At 43.7% G+C, this 14505-nt stretch carries 14 protein-coding genes; 10 read left to right on the top strand and 4 right to left on the bottom strand.

The window, feature by feature from the left end:
* Nucleotides 1-194: 194 nt before the first annotated feature.
* Nucleotides 195-821: an ATP-dependent Clp endopeptidase proteolytic subunit ClpP gene (clpP, locus tag ACTXGK_RS16955; protein WP_269117322.1), complete on the bottom strand. Its 627-nt coding sequence runs from the start codon at nucleotides 819-821 to the stop codon at nucleotides 195-197.
* Nucleotides 822-1638: 817 nt separating this feature from the next.
* Between clpP and ACTXGK_RS16960 the strand changes: the two genes are divergently transcribed.
* The 7 genes from ACTXGK_RS16960 to ACTXGK_RS16990 all read left to right on the top strand — a co-directional run bounded on the left by ACTXGK_RS16960 (nucleotide 1639) and on the right by ACTXGK_RS16990 (nucleotide 8395).
* Nucleotides 1639-2664, top strand: coding sequence for an urease accessory protein UreD (locus ACTXGK_RS16960; protein ID WP_443517701.1), 1026 nt, complete (start codon nucleotides 1639-1641; stop codon nucleotides 2662-2664).
* Nucleotides 2665-2738: 74 nt separating this feature from the next.
* The gene (gene ureA, locus ACTXGK_RS16965; protein WP_057761815.1) at nucleotides 2739-3041 is read left to right on the top strand and encodes an urease subunit gamma; all 303 of its coding nucleotides are present in this window, start codon (nucleotides 2739-2741) and stop codon (nucleotides 3039-3041) included.
* Between the two features lie 44 nt (nucleotides 3042-3085).
* Complete coding sequence (gene ureC / locus ACTXGK_RS16970; protein WP_443517700.1) at nucleotides 3086-5275, top strand: urease subunit alpha; 2190 nt, start codon at nucleotides 3086-3088, stop codon at nucleotides 5273-5275.
* Between the two features lie 166 nt (nucleotides 5276-5441).
* Entirely contained in the window at nucleotides 5442-6080 is a 639-nt protein-coding gene (gene ureE / locus ACTXGK_RS16975; RefSeq protein ID WP_443517699.1) for an urease accessory protein UreE, read from the top strand.
* Nucleotides 6070-6864, top strand: a complete 795-nt coding sequence (locus ACTXGK_RS16980) for an urease accessory protein UreF (RefSeq protein ID WP_443517698.1) — start codon at nucleotides 6070-6072, stop codon at nucleotides 6862-6864. The genes ureE and ACTXGK_RS16980 overlap by 11 nt, the downstream gene beginning before the upstream one ends.
* A gap of 57 nt (nucleotides 6865-6921) precedes the next feature.
* Nucleotides 6922-7608: an urease accessory protein UreG gene (gene ureG, locus ACTXGK_RS16985; protein ID WP_443517697.1), complete on the top strand. Its 687-nt coding sequence runs from the start codon at nucleotides 6922-6924 to the stop codon at nucleotides 7606-7608.
* Nucleotides 7609-7657: 49 nt separating this feature from the next.
* Nucleotides 7658-8395 carry a HupE/UreJ family protein gene (locus ACTXGK_RS16990; protein WP_443517696.1) on the top strand — a complete coding sequence of 246 codons (738 nt, stop codon included), beginning with the start codon at nucleotides 7658-7660 and terminating at the stop codon, nucleotides 8393-8395.
* A gap of 154 nt (nucleotides 8396-8549) precedes the next feature.
* On the opposite strand, the gene tig is transcribed toward ACTXGK_RS16990, so the two are convergent.
* Nucleotides 8550-9893, bottom strand: a complete 1344-nt coding sequence (gene tig, locus ACTXGK_RS16995; protein ID WP_371532991.1) for a trigger factor — start codon at nucleotides 9891-9893, stop codon at nucleotides 8550-8552.
* Nucleotides 9894-10305: 412 nt separating this feature from the next.
* Nucleotides 10306-10959 carry an RdgB/HAM1 family non-canonical purine NTP pyrophosphatase gene (gene rdgB / locus ACTXGK_RS17000; RefSeq protein WP_443517695.1) on the bottom strand — a complete coding sequence of 218 codons (654 nt, stop codon included), beginning with the start codon at nucleotides 10957-10959 and terminating at the stop codon, nucleotides 10306-10308.
* Nucleotides 10960-11488: 529 nt separating this feature from the next.
* Between rdgB and sodB the strand changes: the two genes are divergently transcribed.
* The 3 genes from sodB (at nucleotide 11489) to ACTXGK_RS17015 (ending at nucleotide 13317) form a co-directional block, all read left to right on the top strand.
* Entirely contained in the window at nucleotides 11489-12118 is a 630-nt protein-coding gene (gene sodB / locus ACTXGK_RS17005; protein WP_443517694.1) for a superoxide dismutase SodB, read from the top strand.
* Nucleotides 12119-12299: 181 nt separating this feature from the next.
* Complete coding sequence (locus ACTXGK_RS17010) at nucleotides 12300-12851, top strand: GNAT family N-acetyltransferase (protein ID WP_443517693.1); 552 nt, start codon at nucleotides 12300-12302, stop codon at nucleotides 12849-12851.
* Nucleotides 12852-12924: 73 nt separating this feature from the next.
* Nucleotides 12925-13317 carry a DUF8051 family protein gene (locus ACTXGK_RS17015; RefSeq protein ID WP_443517692.1) on the top strand — a complete coding sequence of 131 codons (393 nt, stop codon included), beginning with the start codon at nucleotides 12925-12927 and terminating at the stop codon, nucleotides 13315-13317.
* A gap of 115 nt (nucleotides 13318-13432) precedes the next feature.
* Here ACTXGK_RS17015 and ACTXGK_RS17020 read toward each other — a convergent pair whose 3' ends face one another.
* A complete protein-coding gene (locus ACTXGK_RS17020) occupies nucleotides 13433-14461 on the bottom strand; it encodes a hypothetical protein (protein WP_443517691.1) in 1029 nt (342 codons plus the stop codon).
* Nucleotides 14462-14505 lie beyond the last annotated feature (44 nt).

Below are 14505 nucleotides of genomic sequence, written 5' to 3' on the forward strand. Positions count from 1 at the left end.
AAAAGGCGCTCCTAAAGTTTAAAACTGGTTAGTCTATTTGTGGCATATCAATCACTTTATCGGTTAAATGCTTATCTCTTTTATTATTCGATAAGTCAGCCATGACAAATAGATTGCTTTTCTGTACTGCAAATAGACTATAACTATTCTTATGATGACACTCTCAGTTGAGAGGCATAGCGCTTATGCTTTGATTATAAAGAATCAGGGCGGCGCTCTAATACTTCGTCAACCAAACCGTATTCTTTGGCTTCTTGTGCATCTAACCAAAAATCGCGCTCGACGTCTTTTTCAATTTTTTCGAGTGGCTGACCAGTACGCTCAGACAGGATCTGGTTCAAGCGTGCACGAGTTTTTAGAATCTCACGAGCATTGATCTCGATATCTGTTGCTTGACCTTGCGCCCCGCCTGATGGCTGGTGAATCATCACGCGAGCATTGGCGAGTGAGTAGCGCTTACCTTTTTGACCAGCGGCCAACAAGAATGAGCCCATGCTATAAGCACCGCCCATACAGATGGTTGATACTTCTGGCTTGATGAAATTCATGGTATCAAAGATCGCCAAACCTGCGCTTACTGAGCCGCCTGGTGAATTGATATACAAATGGATGTCTTTGTCTGGGTTTTCAGCTTCTAAGAATAGTAACTGGGCAACGATAAGATTGGCCATATGGTCTTCGACTTGACCTGTCAAAAAGATAACGCGCTCACGCAATAGGCGTGAAAAAATATCAAATGAGCGTTCACCGCGTGAAGACTGCTCGACAACCATTGGTACTAATGCCGCTTGTGTGGTTTGTACTTCTTTGTGCGCACTCATCAGCATATCAAAATGTGGGTTAGCAGTGATGCGTTCATAATCTGTCATAGAAGAGTCCTATCGATAAAGGTATAAAGTAAAAATAGCTTGAGTAATTTTATTGTCTAGTAGGTTTTGAGCTAATGGGTAGTTTATAGGGGGGCCATGCTCACTATTCAAGCCTATAAAACCCGTTTGTGCATAAAATAGGTGAAAAAGTGAGCATCCTATCTGTTTGGGCTTTTTAAAAATCTAAAAGCAATATAAAAGATAGATACTGACCCAAATATCCGCAAATTAGGTGCATTCTATAGAAGCTTATCCTGTTATAGATATCATAGAGCAGTGTCTCACCATGCTTTTTAACATAGAATACCTGATTAACCGCCTTGCAATCTACCTATCTTACTACTCAATTGTGCAAATGGTTTATTATCAAATCGATCATTGAGCGCACTTTATTCATAATCATTCTTATAAGTAGAAAGGGCAGCGTAAACTAGTGTGTTGACTGTCCAAGTTTAAATGCTAAAAAATGGTGCATATTATTAAAAAATGCCACAATTTGGTGCAAATAACTACTTATTTATGAATTATCAGTGGTAAAAAGCTGATTAAAAAATAGCTAAACCAGCTTTGTCGTGTTAGTAAGAAAAAATATACAGTCAAAACCAAAGTAAAATCATTATGTTGGATGTATAAGCTTACTTTATGCAATATCGTGAGCATATGAGTTGGCATAATGATTGTATAGACAGTGAGATTAGCTGACTTTTTGGTCAGGAATCAGATTACTAGATTGTGTTTAATGAGAAAAATGAGCAAATGAGTATATAAAATGAGTTGGGCTTCTTCTTTAACATTGAGTTTTGACACTGTTAAGCGCACAGATACTGCCAAAATTGCGGCTGCTACCGCTAAAACACGGCTATCTCATCGTAAGCACACGGGCGCGCTTATGGTACAGCGTGCCCTATATCCTGAGCCACGTGTACAGCAAGCCATTTGTCATATATTGATGTTATATCCGCCAGCAGGTATCGCAGGCGGTGATACGCTGACGATAGAGTTGCATTTAGACAGTGGCAGCCATGCTGTTATCACCACACCAGGGGCTGGCAAGTGGTATGGTAAAGACAGTGTTAGCCAAAAACATAAAGCTCGGTTGGACGATAACGACACGCACCAAAGTATGAGCCAAGACGAGATAGCTGCCTATGCAAGCCAACATCTGCAAGCCAAACTCGGGGCACATACCCGTTTAGAATGGCTGCCACAAGAGAGTATTATCTATAACGAAGCCAATATGCATGCAGTGAGTCGCTTTGATTTAGCTGATTCCTCTAGCTTGCTGACATGGGAGATTAGCGTATTTGGGCGGCAAGCATATGATGAGCAGTTTTTGCAAGGGCGTTATCATACTGGATTAAATATCTACCGAGAAGGTAAGGTCATCGTTGCTGAACGTGTAGATCAGGCTGCTGGTAGTCGCTGGTTCACCTCAAATTTGGGGCTGGCAGGTCAGCATATTTATGGGTCGTTTTGGGCCGTACCAAGTTTGAGCGACGTACATGACAACCGCGCATTGTCCGCATCTCAAACCACACAATCGACTGAGACGGCACTCGCCACGATCAAACAGGCTTTAACTCGTTATTTAGACAGTACTATCTTGGCCTTACGTCAAGCCATTGCTCAGGCAGAATTGCCTGTCTACTGCACTCATAACGGTCAGGCGGTCAATATTCGGTATATTGGCGCAGATGTGCGCGGCTGTTTTGAGGCGTTTTATCATCTAAGAGAAGTCTTGAGAGATCATTGGTGGCAACTTGAGCCCTGTCGTCCACGTATTTGGGACACCTAGGTTACGATTTTTAATAACTAAGCGATACAACCTGCTGGTCTGCTATCAGTTTCATAATAAAATAAGGATTTGCCATGCATCTGACCCCAACAGAAAAAGACAAGCTCATGCTATTTACCGCTGGCATGGTGGCTGAGCGCCGAAAAAATCGCGGCGTTAAGCTCAATTACCCCGAAGCCATCGCTTATATCAGTATGCTGCTGATGGAGGGGGCAAGAGATGGCAAAAGAGTGGCTGAATTAATGAGTGAAGGGGCTACTTACCTGTCTGCGGATGATGTCATGGAAGGGGTAGCTGAGATGGTGGATGAAGTGCAAATTGAGGCGACCTTCCCTGATGGTACCAAATTGGTCACGGTACACAATCCCATCGTATAGTTCTGTCTATCACTAAATGATCACTCCAAAATAAGGCGGCTCCCATGCAAGCAGGCGAATACCATATCCAAGATGGCGATATTATCTTAAACCAAGGACGGCAGGTACAAACCATCAGTGTCAGCAATACTGGGGATAGACCGATCCAAATTGGCTCGCATTATCACTTTTATGAAGTCAATGATGCCTTGAGTTTTGAGAGAGAGCAGACTCGGGGTTTTCGTCTCAACATTATCTCCGGAACCGCTGTACGTTTTGAGCCGGGACAGTCGCGAGAAGTAGAATTGGTGGCTTACGCGGGCAAGCAGGAAGTGTACGGCTTCGCGGGTCGAGCCATGGGCGCAGTTCATTCAGACAAAATATCAGAGCGCGCTACCGATAATAAGCTAACCGCTACTTCGCAGAAGCGAGTGAGTCGACGTATTTATGCTGAGCATTTTGGCCCGACTACCGGCGATAAAGTGCGTCTCGCTGATACTGAGCTTTGGCTACAAGTTGAAGCAGATTTAACCAGTCATAAAGATACTGCTGTTGATCAAGCGGATATGTCGCAAAGTGGTGAAAGTAGCAATAAACCTATTGAAATAAAAGGTGAAGAAGTCAAATTCGGCGGTGGTAAAGTTATCCGTGATGGTATGGGTCAAGGGCAACTGCTGGGTGCTGAGGTTGCTGATACGGTGATTACTAATGCATTGGTTGTTGATTATACGGGTATCTACAAAGCTGATATCGGTATTAAGGATGGTCGTATCAGTGCCATTGGCAAAGCGGGTAATCCTGATATTCAGCCAGCCATTAACATTCCTATTGGCGGTGCGACCGAAATAATCTCTGGCGAAGGCAAAATTCTTACCGCAGGCGGTGTTGATAGCCACATTCATTTTATCGCGCCTCAGCAGTGTGAGACCGCGCTGATGTCAGGAGTGACCACGATGCTGGGCGGAGGCACAGGGCCAGCTCAAGGAACGCTCGCCACCACCTGTACACCAGGGGCGTATCATATTGCCTCGATGCTAAAGTCTACTGATAGCATTCCTATGAATATTGGACTACTGGGTAAAGGTAACGTAAGTGTACCGGAACCCATTGCTGAACAAATCGAAGCAGGTGCCGTGGGACTCAAGCTACATGAAGATTGGGGTACAACGCCGCAAGCCATCGATAATTGTCTGAGCGTCGCTGACGATTATGATGTGCAGGTCGCGATTCATACTGACACGTTAAATGAAAGTGGCTATCTTGAGAGCACACTAGGCGCATTTAAAAACCGTTGTATTCATACCTTTCATACGGAAGGGGCCGGCGGTGGTCATGCGCCCGATATTCTAAAGGCCATTGGCGAGTCGCATGTGCTGCCATCTTCAACCAACCCAACGCGCCCATACACCGTCAATACCATTGATGAGCATCTCGATATGCTGATGGTCTGTCATCATTTAAGCCCTGCTATCGCAGAAGACGTAGCCTTTGCCGAAAGCCGTATTCGTCAAGAAACCATCGCCGCAGAAGATATATTGCATGATTTGGGTGCTATCTCGATGATGAGTAGTGACTCACAAGCGATGGGTCGAGTGGGTGAAGTGGTCATTCGTACATGGCAAACCGCGCACAAAATGAAAGTTCAACGTGGTCATTTAGCGCCAGATGCAACAGCGACCATTGAGGATGAGCAGCAGTACATCACTTTGACAGACTATGACCAAAGCGCGGACAACGATAACTTCCGTATCAAACGCTATATCGCAAAATACACAATAAATCCTGCGATTACTCATGGTATTAGCGATATGGTTGGATCTATCGAAGTGGGTAAATGGGCAGATATGGTACTGTGGTCGCCCAAATTTTTTGGGGTAAAGCCGGAGTGCATCATCAAAGGTGGACTCATCGCTGCGGTGCCGATGGGCGATATTAATGCCTCTATTCCTACCCCTCAGCCTGTACATTATCGTCCTATGTTTGCGTCTTATCCAAAGTCAGTCGCCCAAACCAGTATCACTTTTATGTCGCAAGCCGCCATCGATAAACAAGTGGATAAACAGCTTGGATTGACCAAAGTCATTCAGCCAGTACATGGCATCCGTAAGATTCGCAAAAGCGATATGCGCTTTAATAGCTACTGCCCAGATATGGATATCAATCCTGAGACCTACGAGGTGCGTGCTGATGGCAAGACGCTCACTTGTGAGCCTGCTGATGTACTGCCGATGGCACAGCGTTATTTTTTATTTTAGAGCTTATGATGCACGTTTATAGGATCTCTAAGACAGACAGTGAGGCATAAACCATGTATGCCAATGGTCAGTTGGTTTCTTGAGTGATATCTTATCTTTATTCCTAACATTTTTACCATCAATACTATTGACCAATAGTTTGAGCAACAACAGCCAGAGAATAATAATGAAAATATTTAATACCCGTTTAAGTACGATTAGCGATACCCAAAAAGCGCAATTGGCAGAACAGTATAAAGCCGACGATTACCTGCTATTGGATTTTGATACTCGTCAGCATTCCCGCTTTAGAGCCATTACTGTCTCAGGTGAGGCGGTCGGTGTTGACTTGCCTCGTACAGGCGTACTAAAAGGCGACGATGTCCTCATCAATGATTTAGGGGAGTTGATGCAAGTCATCGCCAAGCCACAAGCCGTGACTAAGGTAACGGCTGACGATGATTTTCTACTAATGAAAGGCGCTTATCATTTGGGCAACCGTCATGTGCCATTGATGTTTGACCACAGTTTTGATCAGGGTGATGCAGGCTATGCCTTGTATTTTGAAAATGATCATGTACTTGCACAGATGTTAGAAAACCTTGGTTTGCATATCGAGTCTACCTCAGTGCCATTTGAGCCTGAGACGGGCGCTTATCAAACGGGCCAAGGGCATGCGCATGGCCACTCTCACTCACATGCACATTCGCATAGTGACTCTCATAGTCATAAGGAAAGTCATGACCATAGCCATGATGAAAGCCACAGCCACGGACATAGCTATAGTCATCATGATGCGCATGTAGGTCATTCAAATGATGGTTAATACCAGTGCTCAGCCTACTCAGCCTACCCAACTTGGACAGCTGTTGATGCTGGCATCGAGCAATTTGCCGATTGGTAGTTATACCTATTCGCAAGGAGTAGAGTCAGCAATTGAGTCAGGCGTTATCTTTGACGAAGCCAGTACGCTTGCATTTATGCAGGATTACCTAGAGCTTGCGGTGATTGGCTACGAGTTACCTGTATTGGGATTAATCATGTGCGCACTTAGCCAAGGTCATGAGTCGCTGGCGAGCAACCTAGCACATGACTATCATGCCAGTCTAGAGAGTAAAGAGTTTGTACTCGAGTCGCAGCAATTGGCACAGGCGATGGTGTCTTGGCTTAATGAAGTACTTGCCCTTGGTATACCCGCTGAGATACCTGATGATGGTTATTTACCACTATTCGCTCACATTGCTCAGTATTGGCAAATACCACTAGTGCAAACGATGACGACCTATGGATTCGCGCAATTAGAGAATATGGTACTCGCTGCTGTCAAGACCGTACCGCTAGGGCAAATGGCGGGTCAGCGTATCTTATGGCAATTACAAAGCGATTTGGGCTCTCAAGTTGATGCATTGAGCGATGACGTACAGCAAGCCTTTGATGCCTTAGTCATGTCGACAAACACTACCAATACTGTAGATAAAAGTGAAGAACCAGACTGTCAGCAGCTATGCCAAGACCTTTATGAATCGCTTAATATCTCTAATAACTTGCCCAATTTGGCTATCCTCTCGAGTATGCATGAGGAGCAATACAGTCGGTTGTTCCGCTCATAGTTTTACCTTTATTTCTATTTATAATTATTTCTATATGAATCCTCTAAGGAGCTTACGATGTCTCTAACCCCAATAAAACCAAAAAATACTCAAGCCGTCCCTGACTCACATATCGATAGTGAAAACGCAAATCAGCCTGCCTTATCGTGCTTACGCCTTGGTATTGGCGGTCCAGTTGGTAGTGGTAAGACTGCTTTGACATTACGACTATGCCAAAACTTGCGTGATACGGTCAATATGGCAGTCGTGACCAATGACATCTATACCAAAGAAGATTCAGAGTTTTTGACTCGCAATGATGCCATGCCCGCTGAACGTATCCGCGGCGTGGAGACGGGCGGCTGTCCGCATACGGCTATCCGCGAAGATGCTTCTATTAATCTGACTGCGATTGCTGAGCTACAAGCAACTTTTGAAGGGTTGGAGTTGATTATCATTGAGTCAGGTGGCGACAATCTAGCCGCAACGTTTAGTCCAGAGCTGTCTGATTTGACCTTGTACGTCATTGATGTCTCTGCAGGCGATAAGATACCTCGTAAGGGCGGCCCGGGTATCACAAAGTCTGATTTATTAATTATCAATAAGACCGACCTTGCGCCAATGGTTGGTGCTTCACTGGAAGTGATGGAACGCGATGCTAAAAAAATGCGTGGCGTCAAGCCTTTTGTATTTAGCAACATGAAAACAGGTGATGGGCTAAATAAGATTATCGCCTTTATTAAAGAACATGGCATGCTGGCTTAGCTAGTCGCCCACATCGACAATTAGAATAGTAATAATAAGGAAAAATCGCATGATAAAGACTTTAAAAAACTCTCACTTTTCACCAGTGCTCTCAGCTCGTCATATCGTGTCTGGTTCGGCTGTGATGATGACATCGCTAATGCTACCATCATTGGCACAAGCACACTCAGGACATATTCACTCGGCTACTATGCAAGCGCCGTCATTTTTGGGCACATTGCAAGCAGGACTGATGCATCCAGTGACCGGCCTTGATCATTTGTTTTTGGCAGTCGGTATGGGCATGTTGTTTTATGGTCTACAGAAGCAGCGCTTAGGTATGATGTCATTGACGGCAGGGTTATCACTAGGGGCTGTTTTGGGCACTATTGGTGTGCTGATTGGCGGTGTTGGGTTTGCTGCATCATCTGGATCAATTGAAGTCGTTATATCATTATCGGTGGTCGTATTGGCACTGATTTTGATGAGTGATAAGAGTCGACAAGAAACATTTTCAGCGCGTACTCAACCAACGCACACGCCAAGTATTCAGCAGCTATCATTGTTTGGTTTTGGTGGTTTGGCCGTCTTTCATGGGTTGGCACATGCGCTGGAAGTACCAGCAAATGCTGGCGTGAGTGGTCAGCTAGGATTTTATGCAGGGATGCTAGTGACGATGTTGGCGCTATATGTAGTTGGTACATTGGTCAGCCAGCAGTTACAGCAACGCCTCGGTGATAATTTATGGTTACAGCGCGGGCTAGTCGTGCTTGGACTGGGTGCAGTGTTTGTTCCTGCTTTTGTATAAAGTAAACTCTATGATGATTTACTAAATAAAGCGGTTATCAAGCGTCCATAAAAAATACGGCCCCGATCGATGATCGGAGCCGTATTTTTTGACATGTGGAAAAAGAGCGCTATCTAAGTATTATAGTTTAACACTACACAGCGCTCAGTCTAAATTACATGCCTTGCTGCTGTTGTTGCTGAGCCGCTAGCAAGTCTTGGTAGCTGACTTCTTTGTCAGTCACTTTGCCTTGGCTGATCAAGTAATCTACTACTTGGTCTTCTAATACTACAGACTCAATGTTAGCGCGCTGCTGCTTGTCATTGGTGTAGTACTCGATGACCTCGCTTGGATCTTCGTAGTTTTCAGCGGCTTCTTTGATGAAGGTTTCAACACGCTCTTGATCTACTTCTAGACCTTTCGTGTCGATAACACGGGCAACGATGATGCCAAGACGAGCAGCACGTAGCGCTTGCTCTTCAAATAGCTCATTTGGCAGCATGTCTTTATCGAAGCTATCAGCATTCGCGCCGAACTGCTGAGAAAAACGTTGCATCATCATGTTGCGTTGACGCTCGATTTCTTGCTCTAGCATCGCGTTTGGTACGTCAAACTCGTTCTTTTCTAGCAACGCATCAAAAGTCGCTTGCTTAACTTGGCTACGTGCAGCGTTTTTGATTTCGCGTTCCATGTTTTTGCGTACGTCTTCTTTCAACTTCTCAACGCCGCCTTCTTTTACGCCGAATAGCTCTAGGAACTCTTCATTGATTTCAGGTAGCTTAGATTTTTCAACCAATTTTACGTTGATTTTGAACTGAGCTTCTTTACCAGCTAAGTTCTCAGCTTGATAATCTTCTGGGAACGTGACGTCGATGACTTTTTCTTCGCCAGCTTTCATGCCTTTGATACCAGCTTCAAAGCCAGGAATCATCTGGTTGCTACCGATAACTAGTTTAAAGTCTTCAGCAGAGCCGCCTTCAAATTTTTCGCCGTCGATAGAGCCTTCAAAATCAAAAGTCACTTGGTTGTCTTTCGCAGCCATGCCCTTTTTCTCAACGAATTCTTCACGTTGCTTTTGTAAGTTTTCGATCATGGTGTCAACGTCTTCTTCACTCACTTGTGCCGTGTGACGCTCAACTTCGATCTCATCGATACCTTGTACGTCTACTTCTGGGAAGATTTCAACAGTGGCTTGATATACCAAGAAATCGTCTTCAAGTTTTACGTCGTCGATGTTAGGCATGCCAACAGCGCGGATGTCTTCAGATTTGATCGCTTCAAAAACCGTATCACGGATCACATCGTTGATAACTTCTTGTTGAATGCCAGCGCCGTACTGAGAGCGGATGTGTGACATAGGGACGTTACCTTTACGGAAACCGTCAATCTTGGCAGTTTTCGCTACTTGACGAATACGGCCTTCAACTTTGTTTTGAATTTTTTCAACAGGAACTTTAACCGTTAGCTGAGTTTCTTTATTAGATAGCTTGTTGGTTGTGACTTGTAAATCTGTAGCCATGTTAATTACACCTTTAAGATTAAATAGTACGTTTGATTGAGTAGTACTTAGGGTTAAATGGTAATAGACAAACCGTGCCTCAAATTACGGGCATGTACGACGGCTGCCGTTGGAATAAATAGGGGATAGTGATAATGCTGCAACTTCAAAATCAGCACCAGTAGCAATCGCCGCTGATACCAAAAGGCAAATTTGCCCAAGTTGTTAGTGCTATCAAATATCAATCATAAACCGTTAATGCACCGCATAATAACGCTTTTTGGTGAATTATACAGCCAAATAACGGATTTCAACAAAATTTTAAAAGTAGAACAGTATAATCTATCTGCTTATTAAAGTAAAAATTATCTCTTTGACGGCAGGGTTTCTGAGGTTTTTTGCTATTACAAGCGCACTTATTTTTCAAGAGAGCCTATAAAGGCAACTGTGCCAATAACTGCTGAATCGCTTGACCACGATGACTGATGCTGTTTTTATCAGCAGCGCTTAGGCTTGCCGCACTGGCTTGCAAATCAGGTAACCAAAATAATGGATCATAGCCAAAACCGCCGTCACCATGCAGCGTATCCAAGATTTCGCCATGCCATAATCCTTGAGCGATAATCGGTAATGGATCATCGGCATGACGCACCATCGCCAATACGCAAACGAACATACCTTTAATAGGAGTCTCAGGCTCTGCTGCGCGAATAGGCTGTAAGTCAGCAATGAGTTTGGCGTTGTTTTTACTATCGTTACCGTGCTCGCCAGCATAGCGCGCCGAGTAGATGCCGGGGGCATTACCGAGTGCAGGCACGCACAGCCCCGAGTCATCAGCAATCGCAGGAAGTCCGCTGATACGGCTGGCATGGCGTGCTTTGATAATGGCATTTTCGACAAAGCTCAACCCGTCCTCAATCGCATCGTCGATATCAAGCTGACCTTGCGGGATGATCGTCACGTCCAAGTTCGCTTCGGCAAACAATCTTTTGAACTCAGCCAATTTGCCTTTATTATTACTGGCGAGCACCCACTGGTTATCAGAGGTCGATTGGGTAGCATTTAACGAGGTATCAGTAGTACTCATAGGGTCGTTCCGTTATATAAAAAAAATGAATGAATTAGCCGAGCTTTAACTTTTGGTATTTTTATAAGTGCTATATAGATCGATCTCGATAACGATGTTAGTACTAATGGCATAGGGTTTGACGAGGTAAAAGGTCATCGTTGAATAAATAACCAGTGACGATGCAGAATATACGAGCTATAACATTTGGTAACTGATATTATTGGTTGCTGTTGCTATAATAGATACCAAGCTACAGTGAAATATATCTTATAGCTTGTGAATATTAAGTTAATAAAGGTCTATGCAGTCAAAGACTTGACTCGTGGACTAAGAATAACAGCTAGGTTAATTTTGGATTCATAATAATACGTGATACTGTGTTACGCAATAACGTGTATTAAGCGATAACATTCACTTCAAACAATAAACTCAGTCAATTTAGCTCGATACTAAGTGTTTCTGTTCATAAGGCGTATCTACTTTTAGGTTTGCCTAAGTTTAGAGAGACAATAGTATGAGTGGCTAAATAAGCAAGGATAAAATAATTATGTCAAACATTACACTGCCAGACCTACCATATGCAAAAGACGCGCTAGAGCCGCATATCAGCGCCGAGACGCTAGAGTACCATCATGACAAGCATCATGCCGCTTATGTAAACAAGCTAAAAGACATGCTGCCAGGTTCTGGTCTAGAAGACAAAACATTGCCAGAAATCATCACAGCCACTGCTAAAGATGAAAGCAAGCAAGGTATGTTCAACCAAGCAGCCCAAGTATGGAACCACACGTTCTATTGGAACTGCATGACGCCAACCAACGGCGGCGGCGAACCTACTGGCGACTTAAAAGCAAAAATCGAAGAAGATTTCGGTAGCTATGATAAGTTCCGTGAAGAGTTCAAAAACGCAGCATTGACTCAGTTTGGTTCAGGTTGGGCATGGCTAGTCGCTGATAAAGTCGGTGGCAAGCTATCAATCGCCAAAACTACTAACGCTGATACCCCATTGGCACACGACCAAGTCGCGGTATTGACTTGTGATGTATGGGAACACGCGTACTATGTAGATTACCGTAACCGTCGTCCTGACTATGTTGACACGTTCCTAGACAAGCTAGTGAATTGGGACTACGCAAACGCAAAATACAAAGGTCAAGATGCTGGCGTTGAAGCGTAATATTCAACCAAGTATTTGATTTGAAAAAAGGACGCCGCGAGGTGTCCTTTTTTTTGGTTTGTATTTTGATAAAAATTAATAGGACAATAAAAATACCACGGTAAGATAGCGATGCCTTATAGTTACTTTTCTGACTTTGATAAAGCATGACCTAGCCAGATAATAATAATGAGAAAATATAATGATAACCTTACAAACACCGCGCCTAAATCTGCGCCCCTTTACCGCTGACGATGCTGCTGACTTATTTGCCTATTTGTCCAATCCCATTCCCAGCTGTTTTGCAGGCGATAAAATCACCTCGATGGATGAGGCACTGGCAAAAATCGCCAAACGACAAAAAGACGAGGGTGACTATCTCGCCGTGTGTCTGAGTGAGACGGGCAAAGTGATTGGCGAGATATTCTATGTTAAAGAAGAGCCCGACACCTATTCTGTCGGTTGGAACTTTAATGAGCGATTTCACGGCAAAGGCTACGCCAGCGAGAGCGCGCAGGCATTTATTGATTATTTGTTTGACAAAGACGATGCCAGACGGGTCTATGCTTATGTCGAAGTAGACAATGTTGCCTCACAAAAACTGTGCGAGCGCTTGGGTATGCGTAAAGAAGGGCGCTTTGTGGAATTTATCTCATTTATCAAAAATGCAGACGGCACGCCAAAGTATGAAGACACTTTGCAATATGCCATCTTAAAAAAGGAATGGCAGGCAAAGCGTGACGTTGCAAGCTAACTGATATCGGCAAAAATGACCCCACCAGCGCTATAATACGCACTATCAACCATGAGAATAAAACGAGGGCACGGTGAATAAAGCGCGCATCACAGTACTTGCCATATTGACACTCTTGGTCATCAATTTGTGCTTTATGATATTTAGCAATTTGATCGGGATACGGGTGCTGCCTGACTACTCACCGATGGTGATGACGCTATTTAATGTGTTTTTGATCACACTTGGGCTGTTGAGCATTTGGCAGCTGTTCGCGGGTATTGACGGTCACGCGATGCGCGGCAAAATACTACTGCTGCTCGCGGTGGAGTACTTTGTGGTGTATGTACTAGGTATCACTAATATCTTCCCACGCTCGGCAGAACCGATGGGGCAAATGCTGTTTGCAGTAGAAGTATTTGGTGCGGTGCTGGCGGTACTGCTGTTTGCGAGTGTAGGTTGGTATATTAAGTCTGCGCCCATGTAATAAAATCCACAAACTGTCTCCGCAACTCATATAGATATGACAATGTTAATGGTGATCGCTATATTGGGGAGTTAAAAAAGGATACGATTAGGTATCCTTTTTTTATTGGGCTTAGTTAATTCTTTATATCGTTTTCTAAAGCTTTTTCATTTAGTTTTCTTAGTACAAATTTCCCTTGCTCTGCGACATTACTGGACTTATCAGCTGCAAATTTTTCTGCAAAAATTCTAGCTTGGATACCTAAGCTTTCAATATTTCTAATAAGAAATTCGGCAGAAACTTGTCTGACAATAGGAGAACGGTCAACAGCTGATTTATTTAATAATTCAAGAAAAGGTATTTGCACGTCAATTTTTCTTTCAGCAATAATTGGTATTAACTTTTTCTCGCCGTAGTATTTATCAATCCATTGCCATTTTCGACTCTCAACCCACGTTATACGACCTTCAAATAAGCTACGATACGCTTTGGCTCTCACGTAAGGTTGGACAGCAGCACTAGCAATTTCATTGAGATGATTATCGAGAATACCGGTACGACCAGTTTGTGAAAGCAGTAAAGGCATTGGTCCTGATGTAGAGGATATCAGACGAGATTTAAGTAATAAGGAAATTTCTTCAGAAATAACCATGTCCAAAAATATCTGCTTGTCTGTTTCTTCCATTTTCCCCCATGAATGCCAGCTTAAAAGAAGCATACAGAGTACTTCTGCAACATGCTCGGGTGCCGTGCTTTTGATTAATGAAGGAAGTGCTTCTCTTGCAGCTTTACGAACTTGTGGAACCCAATCATTCAATCTGCGAACGAATAAAGCAAGGAAAAATGCGTTAGGTGCACCTTCCGATAGCGCTCGTAAACTTTTTTCTCGTTTATAGCCATCTCCATGTACGATGCCCAACCAAGTCAATTTCACGCTTGGTTGAAACCAGATTTCCCATTTTGACCGAATAGCAGAGTGTAGGTTGTTATTAATTTCACTACGAATCAGACGCTCCCAATAGTCTAAATTTACCAATTCGAGATTTGAAGTGACTTGAATTAGTGAGGATATATCTCCTCTATAATCGTTGCTAGAGTCGATTGAGCGAGTGAACTCCTTGATAGCTATCACAATGTTGTTTGTTGTATTTTGAAGTTCTTGCATAATGACTTACCTTAATATTGCAAGTATGTATAGAAAATACCAAT

This window comes from Psychrobacter sp. T6-5, assembly GCF_052258485.2.
In the GTDB taxonomy this organism is placed as follows: domain Bacteria; phylum Pseudomonadota; class Gammaproteobacteria; order Pseudomonadales; family Moraxellaceae; genus Psychrobacter.